We start from the raw sequence: 18,350 nt of genomic DNA, 5'->3' as shown, positions 1-18,350 counted from the left end.
ATTTATTTGTTAACTATAAATCGTATTGTTTTATTTTTCGATATAATGTTCTCTCAGAGATCCCAAGTTCTTTTGCAGCTAATTTACGCTTATTGCTGTTTTTTTCTAGAGATTTTTTAATCATTTCAATTTCTTTGTCTTGTAAAGATAAGGATTCGTCTTCTTCTATGGTTTCAATAAAGTCGTATTCTTTTTCCGTAGATGAGTTTTGAGGTAAATTTAAAACTTCTATTTTATGATCTTTCTCTTTGTTGTCACCGTAAATTTTTTCAATAAGTTGTTGATGTTCTTCTTGAACTTCTTCTATATTGTCATTTTTGATTAAATCTAAAGTAAGCTTCTTTAAATCGTTAAGATCATTACGCATATCAAACAATATTTTATACATAATATCTCTTTCCGTAGAAAAATCGTTTTCTTTTTTACTGCCAACAACAGCAGGAAAATTACCAGAATTATTAGGTAAATATTGCTTTAATTTTTCATCGGTAATTGTTCTGGTTTCCTCTATAACAGAAATTTGTTCTGCTAAGTTTTTTAGCTGACGGATATTCCCTGGGAAACGATAATTTAATAGTGTGTTGATAGCATTCTCATCTAATCTTATAGACGGCATTCTGTATTTTTGCGCAAAGTCTGAGGCAAATTTTCTAAACAATAAATGGATGTCTTCATTTCTGTCTCTAAGTGCAGGCAAATGAATTTCTACGGTACTAAGTCTGTAATATAAATCTTCTCTAAAACGTTCTTTTTCTATAGCAGTTTGCATGTTTACATTTGTTGCAGCTACAATTCTAACATTTGTTTTTAATACTTTTGAAGATCCTACTTTTATGAATTCTCCATTTTCTAAAACACGCAATAGCCTAACTTGTGTTGTTAAAGGTAATTCGCCTACTTCATCTAGAAAAATAGTACCACCATCTGCAACTTCAAAATAACCTTTTCTGTCTTGTGTTGCTCCTGTAAAAGAACCTTTTTCGTGACCAAAAAGCTCGCTATCTATAGTTCCTTCTGGAATTGCACCACAATTTACCGCAATATATTTTGCATGTTTTCTGTGTGATAAAGAATGTATTATTTTAGGAATATTTTCTTTACCAACACCACTTTCTCCAGTAACTAAAACAGAAATGTCTGTAGGAGCCACCCGAATGGCTTTTTCTAAAGCACGATGTAAATGAATGTCGTTGCCAAGAATTCCGAAACGCTGTTTTATAGTTTGTAAGTTTTCCATTTCAATACTTTTTTAAAAGTTTAAAGTTTTTTGTTAAGACTATAACTCATAAAACTTTTTACTTTGTACTTCTTTACTGAATATTAATTGTTGTCAGAATAACCAACAACAGTTCCTTTTAGAGTCGCAGAAGTACAATCTTCTACTTTTACCATTACAAATTCTCCTAATTTGTAATTTCCTTTGTCAAAAACGGCAACCGTATTTTGGGTGTTTCTTGCTTTCCATTGGTTCGGATTTTTTTTAGAAGTACCCTCAATTAAAAATTCTTCTACTTTACCCAAGTGTTGTTGTGTTCTATACAAAGCATGTTCTTGTTGTAGATCTATAACCTCTTGCAAACGTCTTTTTTTAACTTCAAAAGGCACATCATCTTCCATTTTATTACCTGCTAAAGTTCCAGGTCTTTCAGAATAAGAAAACATAAAACCGAAATCATATTTTACATACTTCATGAGTTCTAAAGTATCTTGATGGTCTTGCTCTGTTTCGCCACAAAAACCAACAATCATATCTTGTGAAAGTGACATTTCTGGAATAATTTTAAAGATATTGTCTACCAGCTCCATATATTCTTCTCTGGTATGCTGTCTGTTCATGGCTTTTAACATATTGTTACTCCCGCTTTGTACTGGTAAATGCAAGTATTTACAAATGTTTTTGTGTTTCGCCATTACATGAATTACATCTAAACTCATATCTTGAGGATTAGACGTTGAAAATCGAAAACGTGTTTTCGGAAATTTGGTAGCACACATGTCTAGTAATTCTGCAAAACCAACTGCAGTAGCTTGTGCCATTTCAGAAGCTTTTTTAAAATCTTTTTTCAAACCGCCTCCATACCATAAAAAGCTATCTACATTTTGACCTAAAAGTGTAATTTCTTTAAAATTTTGGTCTACCATAGATTGTATTTCCTCTAAAATACTCTTTGGGTCTCTACTGCGTTCTCGACCTCTGGTAAAAGGAACTACGCAAAAGGTACACATATTGTCGCAACCTCTGGTTATCGATACAAAAGCAGTAACGCCATTACTATTCAATCTCACAGGAGAAATATCTCCGTAGGTTTCTTCTTTGGATAAAATTACATTTACAGCATCTCTGCCTTCATACACTTCTTCTAGTAAATTAGGTAAATCTTTGTAAGCATCTGGGCCTACAACTAAGTCTACTATTTTTTCTTCTTCTAAAAATTTTTCTTTTAAGCGTTCTGCCATACAGCCTAAAACACCTACTTTCATATTTTTATTAGATTCTTTTTTTACCCTATTGTATTTTTGTAGTCTTTTTCGAACAGAGGTTTCTGCTTTTTCTCTGATCGAACAAGTATTCACCAACACCAAATCTGCTTCTTCAAGAATTTGAGTTGTATTATATCCGTTTTTATCTAAAATTGCAGCTACAATTTCACTATCGTTCATATTCATCTGACAGCCGTAACTCTCTATAAATAGTTTCTTGGTGTTTTCTGCTTTATTTTCGGTTACAAGTGCTTTGCCTTGTATTTTTTCGTCAATTACCTTTTCTGTATGTTCCATATTCAAAAAAATGAATTGCAAATATACAACCAAAATTGAAAATTAATGACATATTGGCAGAAAACAAAAATCAATTTTATTAAGAATTTGATGAAAGTTTGATATAAATATTAAGGATTTCTTGTTTTTATGATAATTATTTATAGATTTGAGAATCTAACATGTTTTAAAGGTGAAAAACAATTTAATTCTAGTTCTTGTAGCTCTATTTGTTTCTTGTGAAGTTGAAAATAAATGATTTTAAAACTTAGTATTTTACATATACTCATTAATAGTTCTAAGTTTACAATTGTTAGTTGCTGCTATTGATTAGGTAAACATATTCTTATACACAAATACTTAATGTTTGCTAGTTTGTAAATGATGTATGTTAGATGTAAAAAGGAGACTGGAAACTTACAAATGCGAGAGAAAATCACTGGAAAAGTGAACCGACAGATTATTATTATTATTTAGCGCCAATTGTAAATAACAAAGAGTTAAAGTTATTCAATATCAAAAAAGATTCAGCAGAGCGTAAAGATTTAGCGCTTGTATATCAAGAACTTGTAAAAGAATTGGAAGCAGACTATAAGAATTGGTACGCAAATAATTTTGGGAAGTATTAATAGCTTTTTTTATTCAAAAGCGTATTTCCTTAAAAGAAATTCGATTATAAACTTTAAAAAATAATAAATTATGAGTAAATATATATTAGCATTAGATCAAGGAACTACAAGCTCTAGAGCAATCGTTTTTGATAAAAAAGGAAGCATACGATCTATCGCTCAAAAAGAATTTACTCAAATTTTTCCAAAACCAGGCTGGGTAGAGCATGATGCTGTAGAAATTTGGTCTACTCAAGCTGGGGTAGCTGCAGAAGCAATTGCAAGTAAAGGATTAGAAATGGAAGATATTGCAGCAATAGGTATAACCAATCAAAGAGAAACTGTAGTTGTTTGGGACAGACATACAGGAGAGCCTGTTTATAACGCTATTGTTTGGCAAGATAAACGAACAGCTAATTATTGTGACGAGTTAAAAGCTGCAGGTAAGTCTAAAATGATAACAGAAAAAACTGGTTTGGTTGTTGATTCTTATTTCTCTGGAACCAAGGTAAAATGGATTTTAGACAATGTAGCAGGTGCAAGAGAGCGAGCAGAGAAAGGCGACTTAATTTTAGGGACTATAGATTCTTGGTTGGTTTGGAATTTTTCTAAAAAACAACGGCACATAACAGATGTTACAAATGCTTCTAGAACATTATTGTTTAATATTAATACAATGTCTTGGGATGACGAGTTGTTAGATCTTTTTACAATACCTAAATCGATGTTGCCAGAAGTAAAACAATCTAGCGAAATATATGGGCATACTAAGTCCACATTTTTTGACTGTAACATACCAATTGCCGGAATTGCTGGAGACCAACAAGCAGCACTCTTTGGGCAAATGTGTACAGAGAAAGGTATGGTGAAAAACACCTATGGTACGGGTTGCTTTATGTTAATGAATATTGGAGATAAACCTATAAAGTCTTCAAATAATTTGCTAACAACTGTTGCTTGGAAAATCAACAATAAAACTACTTATGCTTTTGAAGGTAGTGTTTTTATTGCAGGTGCAGCTGTACAGTGGCTTAGAGATGGGTTAAAAATTATTAGAAATTCTGAAGATGTAGAGGTATTGGCAAATTCAGTTACAGATTCTGAAGGTGTTTATTTTGTGCCTTCATTTGCAGGTTTAGGTGCCCCACATTGGAACCAGAAAGCGCAAGGAACTATTTTTGGATTGACAAGAGGCGCTACAGATGCGCATATTGCGAGAGCAACTTTAGAGGCTATTGCCTACCAGTCGATGGACATACTAAAAGCTATGGAAGCAGATGCTAAAACAACCATAAAAGAACTACGTGTAGATGGCGGTGCAACTGTAAATAATACATTAATGCAATTTCAGGCAGATGTTTTAAATACAAAGACTATTCGTCCTAAAGTTGTTGAAACGACAGCAATGGGAGCTGCTTTTTTAGCAGGACTTGCCGTTGGATTTTGGAAAGATGAAGAAGAGATTAAAGAAATCTGGCAAATAGATACAGAGTTTATTCCATCACAAGAAAGAGAAAAAATAGAGAACAATATAAAAGGATGGTATCGAGCAATTGCTGCTTTAGAATTTTGGGCAAAAATGTAGCGTAATCGCTTTTAAAAAATAATATTAATACTATTTAATAATCAATTAGAGTACAAATACATAAAATTATGACACCATTTATTGCAGAAGTTTTAGGAACCTTTTTATTAATACTTTTAGGAGCAGGAGTAGTAGCCAATGTTGTCTTAGAAAAAACAAAATCGAACGATTTAGGTTGGTTGGTAATTACTACAGCATGGGGTTTTGCAGTTTTTGTAGGAGTTTCTGTAGCAGGGCCTTATAGTGGTGCACATTTAAATCCTGCGGTAACAATAGGTTTGGCAGTAGCTGGTAAGTTTGAGTGGAATTTGGTTGCAAGCTATGTTGTAGCTCAATTTATTGGAGCAATGTTGGGCGCTTTCTTTGCTTGGTTATTGTACAGAGATCATTTTAAAGCAACTGCAGATGGCGAGTTAAAAAAAGCGGTCTTTTGTACAGCGCCTGCAATCAGAAATTATGCAAGTAACTTGCTAAGTGAAATTATTGGCTGTTTTGTTTTAGTATTAGTAGTTTTATATTTTACAGATGCTAGTTTAAATGGTTCTGGAAATAATCAAACACCTATTGGTTTAGGTTCTTTAGGAGCCTTACCTGTTGCAATTTTAGTTTGGGTAATAGGTTTGTCTTTAGGAGGTACTACCGGTTATGCTATAAATCCTGCAAGAGATTTAGGGCCTAGAATTGTGCATGCATTTTTACCTATTAAAAATAAAGTTTCAAGCGATTGGAGTTATGCATGGGTGCCTGTTTTGGGGCCAATTATTGGTGCCGTTTTAGCAAGTTTATTATTTTTAGTACTCTCTTCATAATAGTTATTTTTACAATATTCGTATTTAAAATTTGAATAATATTAAAATATCAGATAAGAACACTTCATGCTAATAACAGATATTGTAGAAAAGTTAATTCTACTCTTATAAAGGAATCTCAAATTTTACCAGATACTTTAGTAAAAAGGCAAGTATTGTAAGACCTGTAAAAGAGTTAAAAGGCTTTCAAAAAATACAATTAAATGCTGGTGAAACAAAAACAGTTTCTTTTACAATAAATAAAGAGGTGTTACAGTTTTATACTGAAAATAGAAAACGGGAGGTAGAAACTGTTGATTTTCAGTTGTTTATTGGAGGTGATTCACTGACAAAAATGATGAAAAAAATTACAGTTGAGTAGTTTATTATCTTAAAATTAACGTAAAAACTGATTAAAGAAATTTTAATAAAAAAAAACTACATACTTTTGCAAACCAAAATAGGCACAGTTATAAAGTGCAATTGGAGTAAAAAAAACATACATGGCAAAGAATTTAGTAATTGTAGAGTCACCAGCAAAAGCAAAAACCATAGAGAAGTTTCTTGGAAAAGATTTTCAGGTAGAATCTAGTTATGGGCACATAGCAGACCTGCCTTCCAAAGAATTAGGTATTGATGTAGATGGAGATTTTAGTGCAAAATATATTGTTTCTGACGATAAAAAAGCAATTGTAAAAAAGTTAAAATCATTGTCTAAAAAAGCAGATACTGTTTGGTTGGCTAGTGATGAGGATCGAGAAGGAGAAGCTATTGCATGGCACTTAAAAGAACAATTGGCGCTAAAAGATGATAATACTAAGCGTATTGTTTTTCATGAAATCACAAAAAATGCTATTCTAAAAGCAGTAGAAAACCCGAGAGATATAGATTACAACATGGTAAATGCACAACAAGCGCGTCGTGTTTTAGATCGACTTGTTGGGTATGAATTATCGCCAGTATTATGGCGAAAAGTTAAAGGAGGTTTGTCTGCAGGTAGAGTACAATCAGTAGCCGTTCGTTTAATTGTAGAAAGAGAACGTAGCATACTTAATTATACACCAGAAACACATTATAAGGTTGTTGCACAGTTTTCTAACAAAGAAGGAAAAAGTTTTAAAGCAACCATACCAAAGAACTTTACAACCAAAAAAGGAGCAGAAGATTTTTTAAATTCTTGTGCAAATGCCGATTTTAATATTGCAGATTTATCAAAAAAACCAGCTAAAAAATCTCCGGCAGCACCTTTTACAACTTCAACATTACAGCAAGAAGCTTCAAGAAAATTAGGGTTTCCGGTAGGTAAAACCATGCAAGTTGCACAACGTTTATATGAGGCGGGTTTAATTACGTATATGAGAACAGATAGTGTAAACTTATCTGTAGATGCTAGAAATGCTGCTGAAGAAGAAATTAGTAATTATTACGGAAAAGAATATAGCAAACAACGTGTTTTTAAGTCGAAAGCAAAAGGGGCGCAAGAAGCCCACGAAGCAATTAGACCGACCAACATGAAAATGCATTCTGTAGATATTGAGTATGATCAAACAAGATTGTATGATTTAATCTGGAAACGAACTTTAGCATCTCAAATGAGTGATGCATTGTTAGAAAGAACGAATGTAAAAATAGAAAATTCTGAAAATTCTAAAATTTTTACTGCTAACGGAGAAATGATAAAGTTTGAAGGTTTCTTAAAAGTATATTTAGAAGGAAACGATGATGATGAGGCAGAAGAGCAAGCAGGTATGTTGCCAAATTTAACGGTTAATGAGTCTTTAGTATACAACTTTATAAATGCGACTCAGCGTTTTACGAGTCCGCCATATCGTTTTACAGAAGCCTCTTTGGTAAAACAATTAGAAGAATTAGGTATTGGTAGGCCGTCTACTTATGCCCCAACAATTTCTACTGTACAAAGAAGAGGGTATGTAGAAAAGGGTCAAAATGAAGGAGTAGAGAGAAACTATCAGCAGTTTATTTTAACCAACGGAAAAGTTACAAGTGAGTTATTGTCAGAAAAAACAGGCTCTGATAAAAACAAATTGGTTCCTACAGATATTGGTAATATTGTAAATGATTTTTTAGTAGCTAATTTTTCTAATATTTTAGATTTTGGTTTTACTGCCAAAGTAGAAAATTCTTTTGATGACATTTCCGAAGGTACAGAAAACTGGACAGAAATGATTAAAGATTTCTACACCAAATTTCATGACAATGTAGAAGATGTTAAAGAAAATGCAGAGAGAGAAAGTGGAGAACGTATTTTAGGAAAACATCCAGAAACTGGAAAAACAGTATTGGTACGTTTGGGTAAATTTGGACCAATTGCACAAATTGGAGCTCCAGAAGACGAAGAAAAAGTATTTGCAAGTTTAAATAAAGAACAAAACCTAGGAACCATTACTTTAGAAGAAGCGCTAGAGTTGTTTTTGTTGCCAAAAACATTAGGAACTTATGAAGGAGAAGAGGTAATTGTGTCTAATGGTCGTTTTGGACCTTATATTCGTTTTGGAACTTTATTTGTTTCTTTAGACAGAGGAGAAAATCCAATGGAAGTAGATTTGCCAAGAGCAGAAGAATTAATTGTAGCCAAGCAAAAAGCAGATGCACCTATTTATCACTACGAAGATTTACCAGTACAAAAAGGTGTTGGTCGTTTTGGACCTTTTATCAAATGGAACAATATCTTTATAAACGTAAATAAAAAGTACGATTTTGATGCGCTTTCAGACGATGATATTATTGAGTTGATTGAAATTAAAAAGCAAAAAGAAATAGATAAGGTTATTCATAATTGGGAAGATGAAGGAATACGAGTAGAGAAAGCTCGTTGGGGACGTTTTAATGTTTTAAAAGGAAAAATAAAGATAGAACTACCGAAAACAACCGATATAGAAAAACTAACTAAAGCCGAAGCAGTTAAAATGATTTTGGCAAAGACTCCCAAGAAAAAAACAGCAAAAAAGAAGCCGGCAGCAAAGAAAAAAAAGGTTGTTAAAAAGAAATAAATTAAAAGCATTTACTTGTTTTATCAATATTAATTAATGAATTCAGAGTTTTTATTTCCAATACAAAAATCGGTGATTACCCGTTTGGCTTTGCTTGCAGAAGGTTGTCTTGGCAGAAATATTAGAATTCATACTTTAGAAAATGGTTTTCCAGATTTAGAAGGAGTTAAAATTGCTATTTTTGGAGTACAAGAAGATAGAAATTCTGAAAATAATTTTGGTTGTGGAGAAAATTTGCACCTCATTAGAGAAAAATTATATGCACTTTTTCCGGGTAATTGGCCCCTAGAAATTGCAGATTTAGGAAATATCCACAAAGGAAATACCGTTTCTGATACTTATTTTGTGGTTTCAGAAACAATAACTGCTTTGTTGAAAAAAAATATCATCCCTGTAATTATAGGAGGCGGTCAAGATATTACCTACATTAACTACAGAGCTTACGATGATCTAGAGCAAACAGTAAATATTGCAGCTGTAGATAGTCGTTTCGATTTAGGTAACTTAGAAGACGAGTTAACATCACAATCGTATCTAAGTAAAATTATCATGCAATCTCCTAATAATTTATTTAACTATAGTAATGTTGGTTATCAGACGTATTTTAACAATCAAGAAGAGATAGCATTAATAGATAATTTATATTTTGATGCGTATCGACTAGGTGTGTCTAAAGAATTAGAAACTGTAGAGCCTGTTTTTAGAAATGCAGATATTGTTTCTATTGATATCGGATCTGTAAGACAAAGTGAAGCACCTGCTAATAATAATGCATCCCCGAATGGTTTTTATGGTGATGAAATTTGTGCAATAGCAAGATATGCCGGTATAAGTGATAAAGTATCATCGTTTGGCATTTATGAGTATAATTCTAAATATGATAACAATGGCCAAACAGCACATTTAATTGCGCAGATGATTTGGTATTTTATTGAAGGAGTTGCATTTAGGGTTAATGATTATCCTTTTTCAGGTAAAGAAAATTATCAAAAATTTACGGTATTGTTAGAGAACGATGATCCGTTGCTGTTTTATAAAAGTAACAAATCTGGTCGATGGTGGATAGAGATAAATTTGCTATCGGATAATAAATACAAAAGACATGCGTTAGTACCATGTACTTACAAAGATTATGTGGCAGCTACCAATCAAGTTATGCCGCAAAAGTGGTACAAAGCAATGCGTAAGTTGCTATAAAAATTAAATTAAGAAAAAACATTCTGTTAAAATACAATCTTAACATTGTTTTTTAACAAAAAAAATAATAGGTTTACGAACTTTTAGTAATGAAATTTTAAATATGAAGAAAGCAGCAATTTTTGCACTTTTAATAACAGTTTTTTATAGTTGTGGCTCTAATGATAGAGGAGAACTAGTAGGAGTGAAGTCTAAAAAGAAATGGTTTTCAGAGAAACCGTTCGGTATGGCTTTAATTCCTGGAGGTTCTTTTACAATGGGTAAACAAGATCAAGATGTTATTGGAACGTTAAATTCTCCAACAAAAACAGTTTCTGTGAGGCCTTATTTTATGGATGAAACAGAGATTACAAATAACGAATACAAAGAGTTTGTTGTTTGGGTTAGAGATTCTGTTGTAAGAACTAGATTAGGATATCAGCAAGAATTTTCTGCTTTAATGAATTCAACCGGAGCTGAAGGAGAAGCCCCTTCAGGAGGTATTAATGATTATGCTTTTGCTGTAACAGATACTACTGATTCTAATGCTTATGAAAAATACATGTATGATAATTATTATAGTATTGGCGATGGCGTAGATTCTATAAAACCTTTAAATTGGGAAAATGATATCATTTGGAGAAAAGAAGATTTTCCGGATGCAGATTATGTAGAAGTGATGGATTCTTTATATATTCCTAGAGAAGAAGCTGTAGATGGTGTAAGAACTTTTAACACAAAATTTTTAAAGTACAGATATTCTTGGTTTGATAGAGATAATGCTGCAAGAAAAGGCGGTAGCAGAAAAGATTTTGTTAAAACAGAGGTGGTCAATATTTATCCTGATACAACTGTTTGGGTAAAAGATTTTAACTATTCTTACAACGACCCGATGCATCAAGATTATTTTTCTCATCAGTCTTACGGAGATTACCCAGTTGTTGGTGTTACATGGGGGCAAGCAAATGCTTTTTGTAACTGGAGAACAAAAAAGAAAAATGATTACTTAAAAAGTAGAAAAAATGCAACAGCAGTTCCAGATTTTAGATTGCCAACAGAGGCAGAGTGGGAGTATGCTGCCAGAGGCGGATTAGAGTTTGCAACCTATCCTTGGGGTACCGGTGGTACAACCAGTGATAGAGGTTGTTTTTTAGCAAACTTTAAACCTGTAAGAGGTAATTATGCCGTAGATGGTGCTTTGTATACCATGGAAGCAAAATCATTTAACGCAAATGATTACGGTTTGTACAACATGGCAGGTAATGTTTCTGAATGGACAAATACAGCATATAATTTATCATCTTATTACATGGCTTCTACTATGAATCCAAATGTAGAAGACAGAAAAAATAAAAGAAAAATTGTAAGAGGAGGTTCTTGGAAAGATGTTGCGTATTTTTTAGAAGTAGGTTCTAGAGATTACGAATATGCAGACACTGCAAGAAGCTATATCGGTTTTAGAACCGTACAAAATTACATTGGTACAACAAATAATTAATAGTTAAAAGAGAAAAATATAAACAACCCCCTAAAAAAAAAGTTATTATGGCACAGTCAAAAGCGTACAAAAAAGGAATGAACTTCTTCTATGGAATTGGAGGAGCAATTGTAATTATAGGAGCTTTATTTAAAATACAGCACATAACAATAGGCCCATTAACAGGTGGTGTAATGTTAACTGTTGGTTTAGTCGCAGAAGCAATTATTTTTATAATTTCTGCGTTTGATGCTCCTGAAGAAGATTTAGATTGGTCTAAAGTTTATCCAGAATTAGGAGAAGACGGTATTGCATCAGAAAACGAAAAAGGTTCTCAAGGCTTATTGTCACAAAAATTAGATAATTTATTGCAAGAAGCAAAAATAGATGCTAATTTAATGTCAAGCTTAGGTTCTAGTATGAAAAATTTTCAAGGAGCTGCAGAAGGCTTGTCTGCTGCATCAGAATCAATTTCATCTACTAATAAATACAACGAACAAGTTTCTATGGCAGCTGCACAAATGGAAACTTTAAACAATCTTTACAAAGTACAAGTAGAAAACACTGGTAAACAAACAGAATTAAACAGTACTGTTGTAGAAAATGCAGAAAAGTTAAAAGAACAAATGGAATCTTTAGCAAAAAACTTATCTTCTTTAAACAATGTTTATGGTGGTATGTTATCTGCAATGTCTAAATAATAATTAGTTTAACCAATAGAATATTAACTAAAAAAACTAATTATAATGGCAGGAGGAAAAATGTCGGCAAGACAAAAGATGATTAACTTAATGTACTTAGTATTTATTGCAATGTTAGCGATGAATATGAGTAAAGAAGTATTATCTGCTTTTGGTTTTATGAATGAAAAATTGATTGAAAACAATATTTCTACGACAACCAAAAATAAAGAAGCATACGCTAATTTAGCAACCAAAGCATCAGAGCAATCAGAAAAATTTGGTGCTTTAAACAAACAAGCAATACAAATTAAAGAGTATTCTTTAGGTCTATATTCTTATCTAGAAGATTTAAAAGCAAAGATGACTGCAGATCTTGAAGATAAAAAAGACTATGAAACGATGGATAAAACAGCGTTTTTAGACGAATACTTTTTTAAAGGAGATAAATTTACACCAAAGGGACAAGAATTTATTGAGAATATAAATGGTTACAGAACAAATGTTACCAATATTTTAGGAGCAGACAGTAAATTTGCTTCCGTTTTAGCTAAAAGATTTTCTACTGATGACGAAGTAAATAGAGATGGCAAAACAATAAAATGGTTAGATTATCGTTTTAAAGGATTTCCTTTAGTAGCATCTTTAACAAGTTTAACACAAATGCAAGCTGATATTAAAAATACTGAAGCTGATATTGTTGCAGATTTGTTAGGTGGTAAATTAGAAGAAGCATTGTCTTTAAACAACTATAAAGGAATAGTAGCGTTAGATAAGAATGCTTATTTTGCTGGAGAAAAAGTAACAGGTAAAATAGTTTTAGGTCGTTATGACGCGACAATGGTACCAGATGCAGTAACCCTTAATAAAAAACCGTACAAAAATATTAAAGACGGACAAGTTATTATAGACATGCCTGCTGGTAACGTTGGTAATCATGATATTAAAGGAGAAATTACTTTTACACAGAATGGAGAACCAGTAAACGTTGCCTTTGAAAGTTCTTATTCTGTAATTCCAGAACCAAGTACAGCAGTTGTTTCTGCAGATAAAATGAATGTTGTTTATCGAGGTCTAGACAATCCTATATCAGTATCTTTACCAGGTGTAAGTGATACTAATTTAAGAGTTTCTGCAACTGGTGGTAAGCTTACTAAAAGTAGCGGTAAATATAGTTTTAGACCAGCTGCTGGTAATCAAGCAACCATTAATGTAAGTGCAACTTTAAGCAGTGGAAAAACAGTAAACTCTAAAGCAACTTTTAGAATTAAAGATATTCCTGCTGCTATGGGGTCTGTTCGTGGTCAGTATGGTACTGTAAGAATGCCAAAATCTGGTTTAGGAAATGCACCTATAGATGCAGGTTTGCCAGATTTCGAATTCGATTTAAATGTTAAAGTACAAAGTTTTAAAATAAAAGTACCAGGTCAATTAACTATTTTAGTAAATGGTAGAACTTTAACAGCAGCAGCTAAAAAAGCATTATCTAAAGCTAAAAGAGGAGATATCATTAATATTTATGGTATTAAAGCAACAGCAAACGGATATAACCTTAAAAAAGTATTGCCTGTTAATATTGAATTAACAAACTAGAAGAAAAAAATAAAATATGTTTAAAAATTGTTTATTACTCTTGTTAACCTTGTTTATTAGTGGTGCAGTAAATGCACAATCTAATTTATTGAATTCTAAAAAAGTATCTCAAATAGGAAAAACTAGTGAACAGCAAGCTGCTGCAGACAATGATGGTCCTGTACCTTATGGTTATGTAGATGATAGAGATATTTTGTGGTCTAAAGTTGTATGGGAGTTTATCGATTTAAATCAAAAAATAAACTTGCCTTATTATTTTCCGATAGATACCACAAATATATCATCAGATAGAAGGTCTTTATTTGATACTTTAATTAAAGGGATAAAACAAGGGAAAATAACAGAGGCATATTCAGATTCTTTTTTTACTTCTAAAGTTACACAGAGCGAGATAGACAGTCGTTTAATAAGTGTAAGACAAGAAAATGGTTATAGTGATACCATAAGATTGCAAACCCAAGATGTAGAAGGCTACATGATTAAAGGAATGTGGTATTTTGATAAGCGTCAGGGAGAGTTAAAATATAGGCTTTTAGCCTTAGCACCAATGGGTAAAGATGTACAAACATTAGGCGTGCAAGATGTTGAAGACGATAACTTGTATGAACTTTTTTGGATTTTCTTTCCTGCAGCAAGAGATATCTTACACGATGCCAAAGTATTTAATCCAAAAAATGCCTCTCATCCTATTTCTTTCGATCATATGTTAAATGCTAGAAGATTTAGCGGAACTATTGTTAGAGAAGAAAATGTATACGGCAACAGAGCAATTGCAGATTATGTTAGAGGCAACTCTCTTTTCCAGTTGTTAGAGGCTAACAAGATTAAAGAAGATATTAGAAACAGAGAAATGGATATGTGGAATTACTAATCTTCATTTCTTTTAAATAACAAACGTTCCAATTTTTTGGGACGTTTTTTTTTTGAAGCTATTTCCAGCTTTCACTACTCGCTTCACGCTAAAAAGCGTGAGAGCTTAAACAAGCCGTTCAATCTGGGCTACACAGATAAAGAAACCTATTTTATTAGAATAAAGAAACATAAAATCGCTTATTTTTGTAGTATGAAAGTAGATTATATAATTGTAGGTCTCGGGTTGGCAGGTTTGGCATTTGCAGAACAATTAACAGCAGCCAATAAAAGTTTTGTTGTTTTTGAAGATGATTCGCAAACTTCTTCTTTAGTTGCGGGTGGTGTTTACAACCCTGTAATTTTAAAAAGATATACACCCGTTTGGAATGCGAAAGAACAATTAGAAATAGCACTTCCGTTCTACGAAAAGATAGAAAAAAAACTCAATATTTCTATTGATGAAAAATTTACAATTAAAAAAGTATTTAAGTCAATTGAAGATCAAAATAACTGGTTTGCCGCAATAGACAAGCCAAAGTTAACACCGTATTTAGACACTCAATTAGATACAAATAGTTATACAGGTATTCTGGCAAACTTTAGTTTTGGAAATGTAAAAGAAGCAGGTAGAATTGATACTAAAAAATTAGTAGAATCTTATAGAAACTTTTTAAACGAACAACAGTTAATAAGGTTTGAGAAATTTAATTACAACGATATTAATTTACAAGAAAACGGACTTGTTTATAATGATATAAACGCTAGTAAGATTGTTTTTTGTGAGGGTTTTGGGATGAAATTAAATCCGTTTTTTAACTATTTGCCTTTAAATGAAGTTAAAGGAGAGCTTTTAACCATACATGCACCTTTATTAAACATCAATTTTTTATTGAAATCGTCTCTTTTTGTGCTTCCGCTTGGCAACCATTTATTTAAGGTAGGTGCCACTTTTAATTGGACAGACAAAACAGCAGCACCTTCTAACGAAGGGAAAAAAGAATTGATAGAAAAGTTAGAAACTATTATAGATGTACCCTATACGATTGTAGATCAAACTGCGGGTATGAGACCTACCGTTTCTGGCAGAAGGCCATTGGTTGGTGTGCATCCAGATTACCATCAATTAGTATTGTTAAATGGTTTGGGTACGCGAGGTGTAATGATAGCGCCTACAGTTGCCGAAGAACTGTTTCAGCATTTAGAAAACAATAAAGATCTAGACGATGAGATTGCTATTAGTCGCTTTAAGCATTTGTTAGATAAGAAAGATAAAGCAACTACATAACTTTTATTATCTAACGTTTTTGCGTTAGGGATAGAGCGGTTTGTTTAAGCTCTCACGCTTTTTTGCGTGAAGCGAGTAGCGAAAGCCTGTTTAAACGCCCAAAAATTATTTCTTTTTTACAGTACTATCTTTTTCATAAGTAACAAAAAGATTGATCCAGATAATTCTTGATAGCCTTAAATTAATAGGAGCCAGTATTAATGAAGCGGCTATAATTCCGGCAAAACTTTGAATTATGGTTAGGTTTAAAATTACCTTGGCAATGATAAAAACAGCAACAAATAAGGCAACAATAATTCCGTAATTCACATACATAGCGCCGTAGTAAAAAGAAGGTTCCATCATGTATTTTAAATTACATTTCGGACAATTATCGTGTAATTTGGTAACCTTTGTTGGATGAAATGTGAATTTGTGTTTAAAAAATTCGCCTTCGTGACATTTTGGGCATTTTACATTGATAATACTATATAACTTGGTCCCTTTTTTTAACATAAGAATATAAATTTGTATACTTTTGCAAAGATAGAGTTTAAAACTTTTTTTTAAGTAACAATTATTACATTACATGTTAAACGTACACAACTTAACAGTTTCTTTTATGGGAACTGACTTATTTTCTGGAATCACTTTTAAATTAAACAAGGGAGATAGAATTGGTCTTATTGGTAAAAATGGGGCAGGTAAATCTACCCTTTTAAAAGTGCTGTCTAAAGATATAGAAAGTAGTGGTACTATGGCTTTTGATAAAGACGTACAAATTGGTTTTTTAAGACAAGACATCGATTTTGTAGAAGGAAGAACTATTTTAGAAGAGGCTTATCAAGCGTTTGTAGAAATTAAAGAAATAGAAGCGCAACTCGATGAAATAAACGAACAATTAGCAACAAGAACAGATTATGAAAGTGATTCTTATAGTCAGTTAATTGTAGATTTAACAGAGAAAACAGAGCGTTACGAACTACTTGGTGGTTATAACTATCAAGGTGACACCGAAAAAATATTACAAGGTTTAGGTTTTCAAAGAGAAGATTTTGATAAATTAACTGATACTTTTTCTGGTGGATGGAGAATGCGTATAGAATTGGCAAAATTATTATTACAAAATAATGATATTCTGTTGTTAGATGAGCCAACCAATCACTTAGATATAGAATCTATTATTTGGTTAGAGAACTTTTTAAAAGGCTATTCTGGCGCAATTGTATTGGTATCGCATGATAAAATGTTTTTAGATAATGTTACCAATAGAACCATTGAAATATCTTTAGGGCAAATTTACGATTACAAAAAACCTTATTCTGAGTTTTTACTTTTAAGAGGAGAAATTAAAGAAAAACAGTTACAAGCTCAGAAAAACCAAGAGAAAGAAATTAAGCAAAAGCAACACTTAATTAATAAATTTAAAGCAAAAGCAAGTAAAGCCTCTATGGCGCAATCTTTAATGAAACAGCTAGATAAGGTTGAGTTGATTGAAGTTGATAAAGATGATAACCAAGCGATGAATGTTAGGTTTGCAATCTCTAAAGATCCTGGTAAAATTATTGTAGAAGCAGAAAACCTTTCTAAAAGTTACGGAGAAAAACACGTGTTGTCTGGGGTAGATTTATTAATTGAAAGAAATAGTAAAATTGCATTTGTAGGACAAAACGGACAAGGAAAATCTACTTTAGCCAAAATGATGGTAGGTGAAATACCTTTTGAAGGACATTTAAAGCTAGGACACAATGTAGAAGTTGGTTACTTTGCCCAAAATCAATCAGAACATTTACCGCCAGAGAAAACAGTTTTAGAAATAATGGAAGACGCTGCAACAGATACTAATAGAATGCGCGTTAGAGACATGTTAGGTTCTTTTCTGTTTGGAGGAGATGCTGTAGATAAAAAAGCAAAAGTACTTTCTGGTGGCGAAAGAAATAGATTAGCATTGTGTAAATTATTATTATCACCATTTAATGTGTTAATAATGGATGAGCCAACAAACCACCTAGATATTGCATCAAAAAATGTTTTAAAAGAAGCATTGCATAACTTTAATGGTACCTTAATTTTAGTATCTCATGATAGAGACTTTTTACAAGGCTTAACTTCTACAGTGTATGGTTTTAAAGACAAAGAAATAAAAGAATATTTAGGTGATATTGATTATTTTTTAGAACAACACAAAATAGAAAACCTTAGAGAGGCAGAGAAAAGAACTGTTGTAAAAGTTGAAAAATCGGTTGTTGCAAATGAAGAAAATCAACTTACTAGAGATCAAGAAAAGCAATTAAAGAAAATTAAAAATAAACTTTCTAACATAGAGAACGATATTGCAACTTTAGAGGCAGAAATTACTAAAATAGATTTAGAATTGGCTCAAGATTATGATGCGGTTTCTGCAAGGCCTAATTTTTTCGAAAATTATAAGGCAAAGAAAGCACAGTTAGATGTTTTAATGGAAAATTGGGAACTTGTAGAAGCAGAAGTTACCAATTTTAATTAACCCTTTTTTTATTTAAAAAGAACACACATTATAGCCTTTTATTAGGTGTTTTA

The 18,350-nt window shown here is 32.1% G+C and carries 14 protein-coding genes; 11 read left to right on the top strand and 3 right to left on the bottom strand.

Annotated elements, in window-relative coordinates:
• Positions 1–13: 13 nt before the first annotated feature.
• A complete protein-coding gene (locus tag Q0678_RS08235) occupies positions 14–1,237 on the bottom strand; it encodes a sigma 54-interacting transcriptional regulator (RefSeq protein WP_299056466.1) in 1,224 nt (407 codons plus the stop codon).
• A gap of 83 nt (positions 1,238–1,320) precedes the next feature.
• Complete coding sequence (gene miaB, locus Q0678_RS08230; RefSeq protein WP_299056465.1) at positions 1,321–2,778, bottom strand: tRNA (N6-isopentenyl adenosine(37)-C2)-methylthiotransferase MiaB; 1,458 nt, start codon at positions 2,776–2,778, stop codon at positions 1,321–1,323.
• 678 nt (positions 2,779–3,456) lie between these two features.
• Here miaB and glpK point away from each other — a divergent pair.
• From glpK to Q0678_RS08180, 10 genes are all read left to right on the top strand, one after another.
• Positions 3,457–4,950, top strand: coding sequence for a glycerol kinase GlpK (glpK, locus tag Q0678_RS08225; protein ID WP_299056463.1), 1,494 nt, complete (start codon positions 3,457–3,459; stop codon positions 4,948–4,950).
• Positions 4,951–5,018: 68 nt separating this feature from the next.
• Positions 5,019–5,759, top strand: coding sequence for an MIP/aquaporin family protein (locus Q0678_RS08220; RefSeq protein ID WP_299056461.1), 741 nt, complete (start codon positions 5,019–5,021; stop codon positions 5,757–5,759).
• 115 nt (positions 5,760–5,874) lie between these two features.
• Positions 5,875–6,120 carry a fibronectin type III-like domain-contianing protein gene (locus tag Q0678_RS08215; RefSeq protein WP_367181510.1) on the top strand — a complete coding sequence of 82 codons (246 nt, stop codon included), beginning with the start codon at positions 5,875–5,877 and terminating at the stop codon, positions 6,118–6,120.
• Positions 6,121–6,241: 121 nt separating this feature from the next.
• Positions 6,242–8,749 (top strand): type I DNA topoisomerase, encoded by a 2,508-nt coding sequence (gene topA / locus Q0678_RS08210; RefSeq protein WP_299056458.1) that lies wholly within the window; start codon positions 6,242–6,244, stop codon positions 8,747–8,749.
• Between the two features lie 36 nt (positions 8,750–8,785).
• Entirely contained in the window at positions 8,786–9,946 is a 1,161-nt protein-coding gene (locus tag Q0678_RS08205; protein ID WP_299056454.1) for a formimidoylglutamase, read from the top strand.
• Between the two features lie 103 nt (positions 9,947–10,049).
• Positions 10,050–11,423, top strand: a complete 1,374-nt coding sequence (gldK, locus tag Q0678_RS08200; RefSeq protein ID WP_299056451.1) for a gliding motility lipoprotein GldK — start codon at positions 10,050–10,052, stop codon at positions 11,421–11,423.
• 47 nt (positions 11,424–11,470) lie between these two features.
• Positions 11,471–12,103 (top strand): gliding motility protein GldL, encoded by a 633-nt coding sequence (gldL, locus tag Q0678_RS08195; RefSeq protein WP_299056449.1) that lies wholly within the window; start codon positions 11,471–11,473, stop codon positions 12,101–12,103.
• 45 nt (positions 12,104–12,148) lie between these two features.
• On the top strand, positions 12,149–13,675 hold the full coding sequence (gene gldM / locus Q0678_RS08190) for a gliding motility protein GldM (protein WP_299056447.1): 1,527 nt from the start codon (positions 12,149–12,151) through the stop codon (positions 13,673–13,675).
• A gap of 16 nt (positions 13,676–13,691) precedes the next feature.
• The gene (gene gldN / locus Q0678_RS08185) at positions 13,692–14,546 is read left to right on the top strand and encodes a gliding motility protein GldN (RefSeq protein WP_299056445.1); all 855 of its coding nucleotides are present in this window, start codon (positions 13,692–13,694) and stop codon (positions 14,544–14,546) included.
• Positions 14,547–14,738: 192 nt separating this feature from the next.
• A complete protein-coding gene (locus Q0678_RS08180; RefSeq protein ID WP_299056442.1) occupies positions 14,739–15,812 on the top strand; it encodes an FAD-binding oxidoreductase in 1,074 nt (357 codons plus the stop codon).
• Positions 15,813–15,917: 105 nt separating this feature from the next.
• On the opposite strand, the gene Q0678_RS08175 is transcribed toward Q0678_RS08180, so the two are convergent.
• On the bottom strand, positions 15,918–16,307 hold the full coding sequence (locus Q0678_RS08175) for a DUF983 domain-containing protein (RefSeq protein WP_299056440.1): 390 nt from the start codon (positions 16,305–16,307) through the stop codon (positions 15,918–15,920).
• A gap of 73 nt (positions 16,308–16,380) precedes the next feature.
• Between Q0678_RS08175 and Q0678_RS08170 the strand changes: the two genes are divergently transcribed.
• On the top strand, positions 16,381–18,297 hold the full coding sequence (locus Q0678_RS08170; RefSeq protein WP_299056437.1) for an ABC-F family ATP-binding cassette domain-containing protein: 1,917 nt from the start codon (positions 16,381–16,383) through the stop codon (positions 18,295–18,297).
• Positions 18,298–18,350 lie beyond the last annotated feature (53 nt).

Source organism: uncultured Polaribacter sp. (genome assembly GCF_947497125.1).
In the GTDB taxonomy this organism is placed as follows: Bacteria; Bacteroidota; Bacteroidia; order Flavobacteriales; family Flavobacteriaceae; genus Polaribacter.
This window is presented reverse-complemented; position numbering and strand designations above follow the sequence as displayed.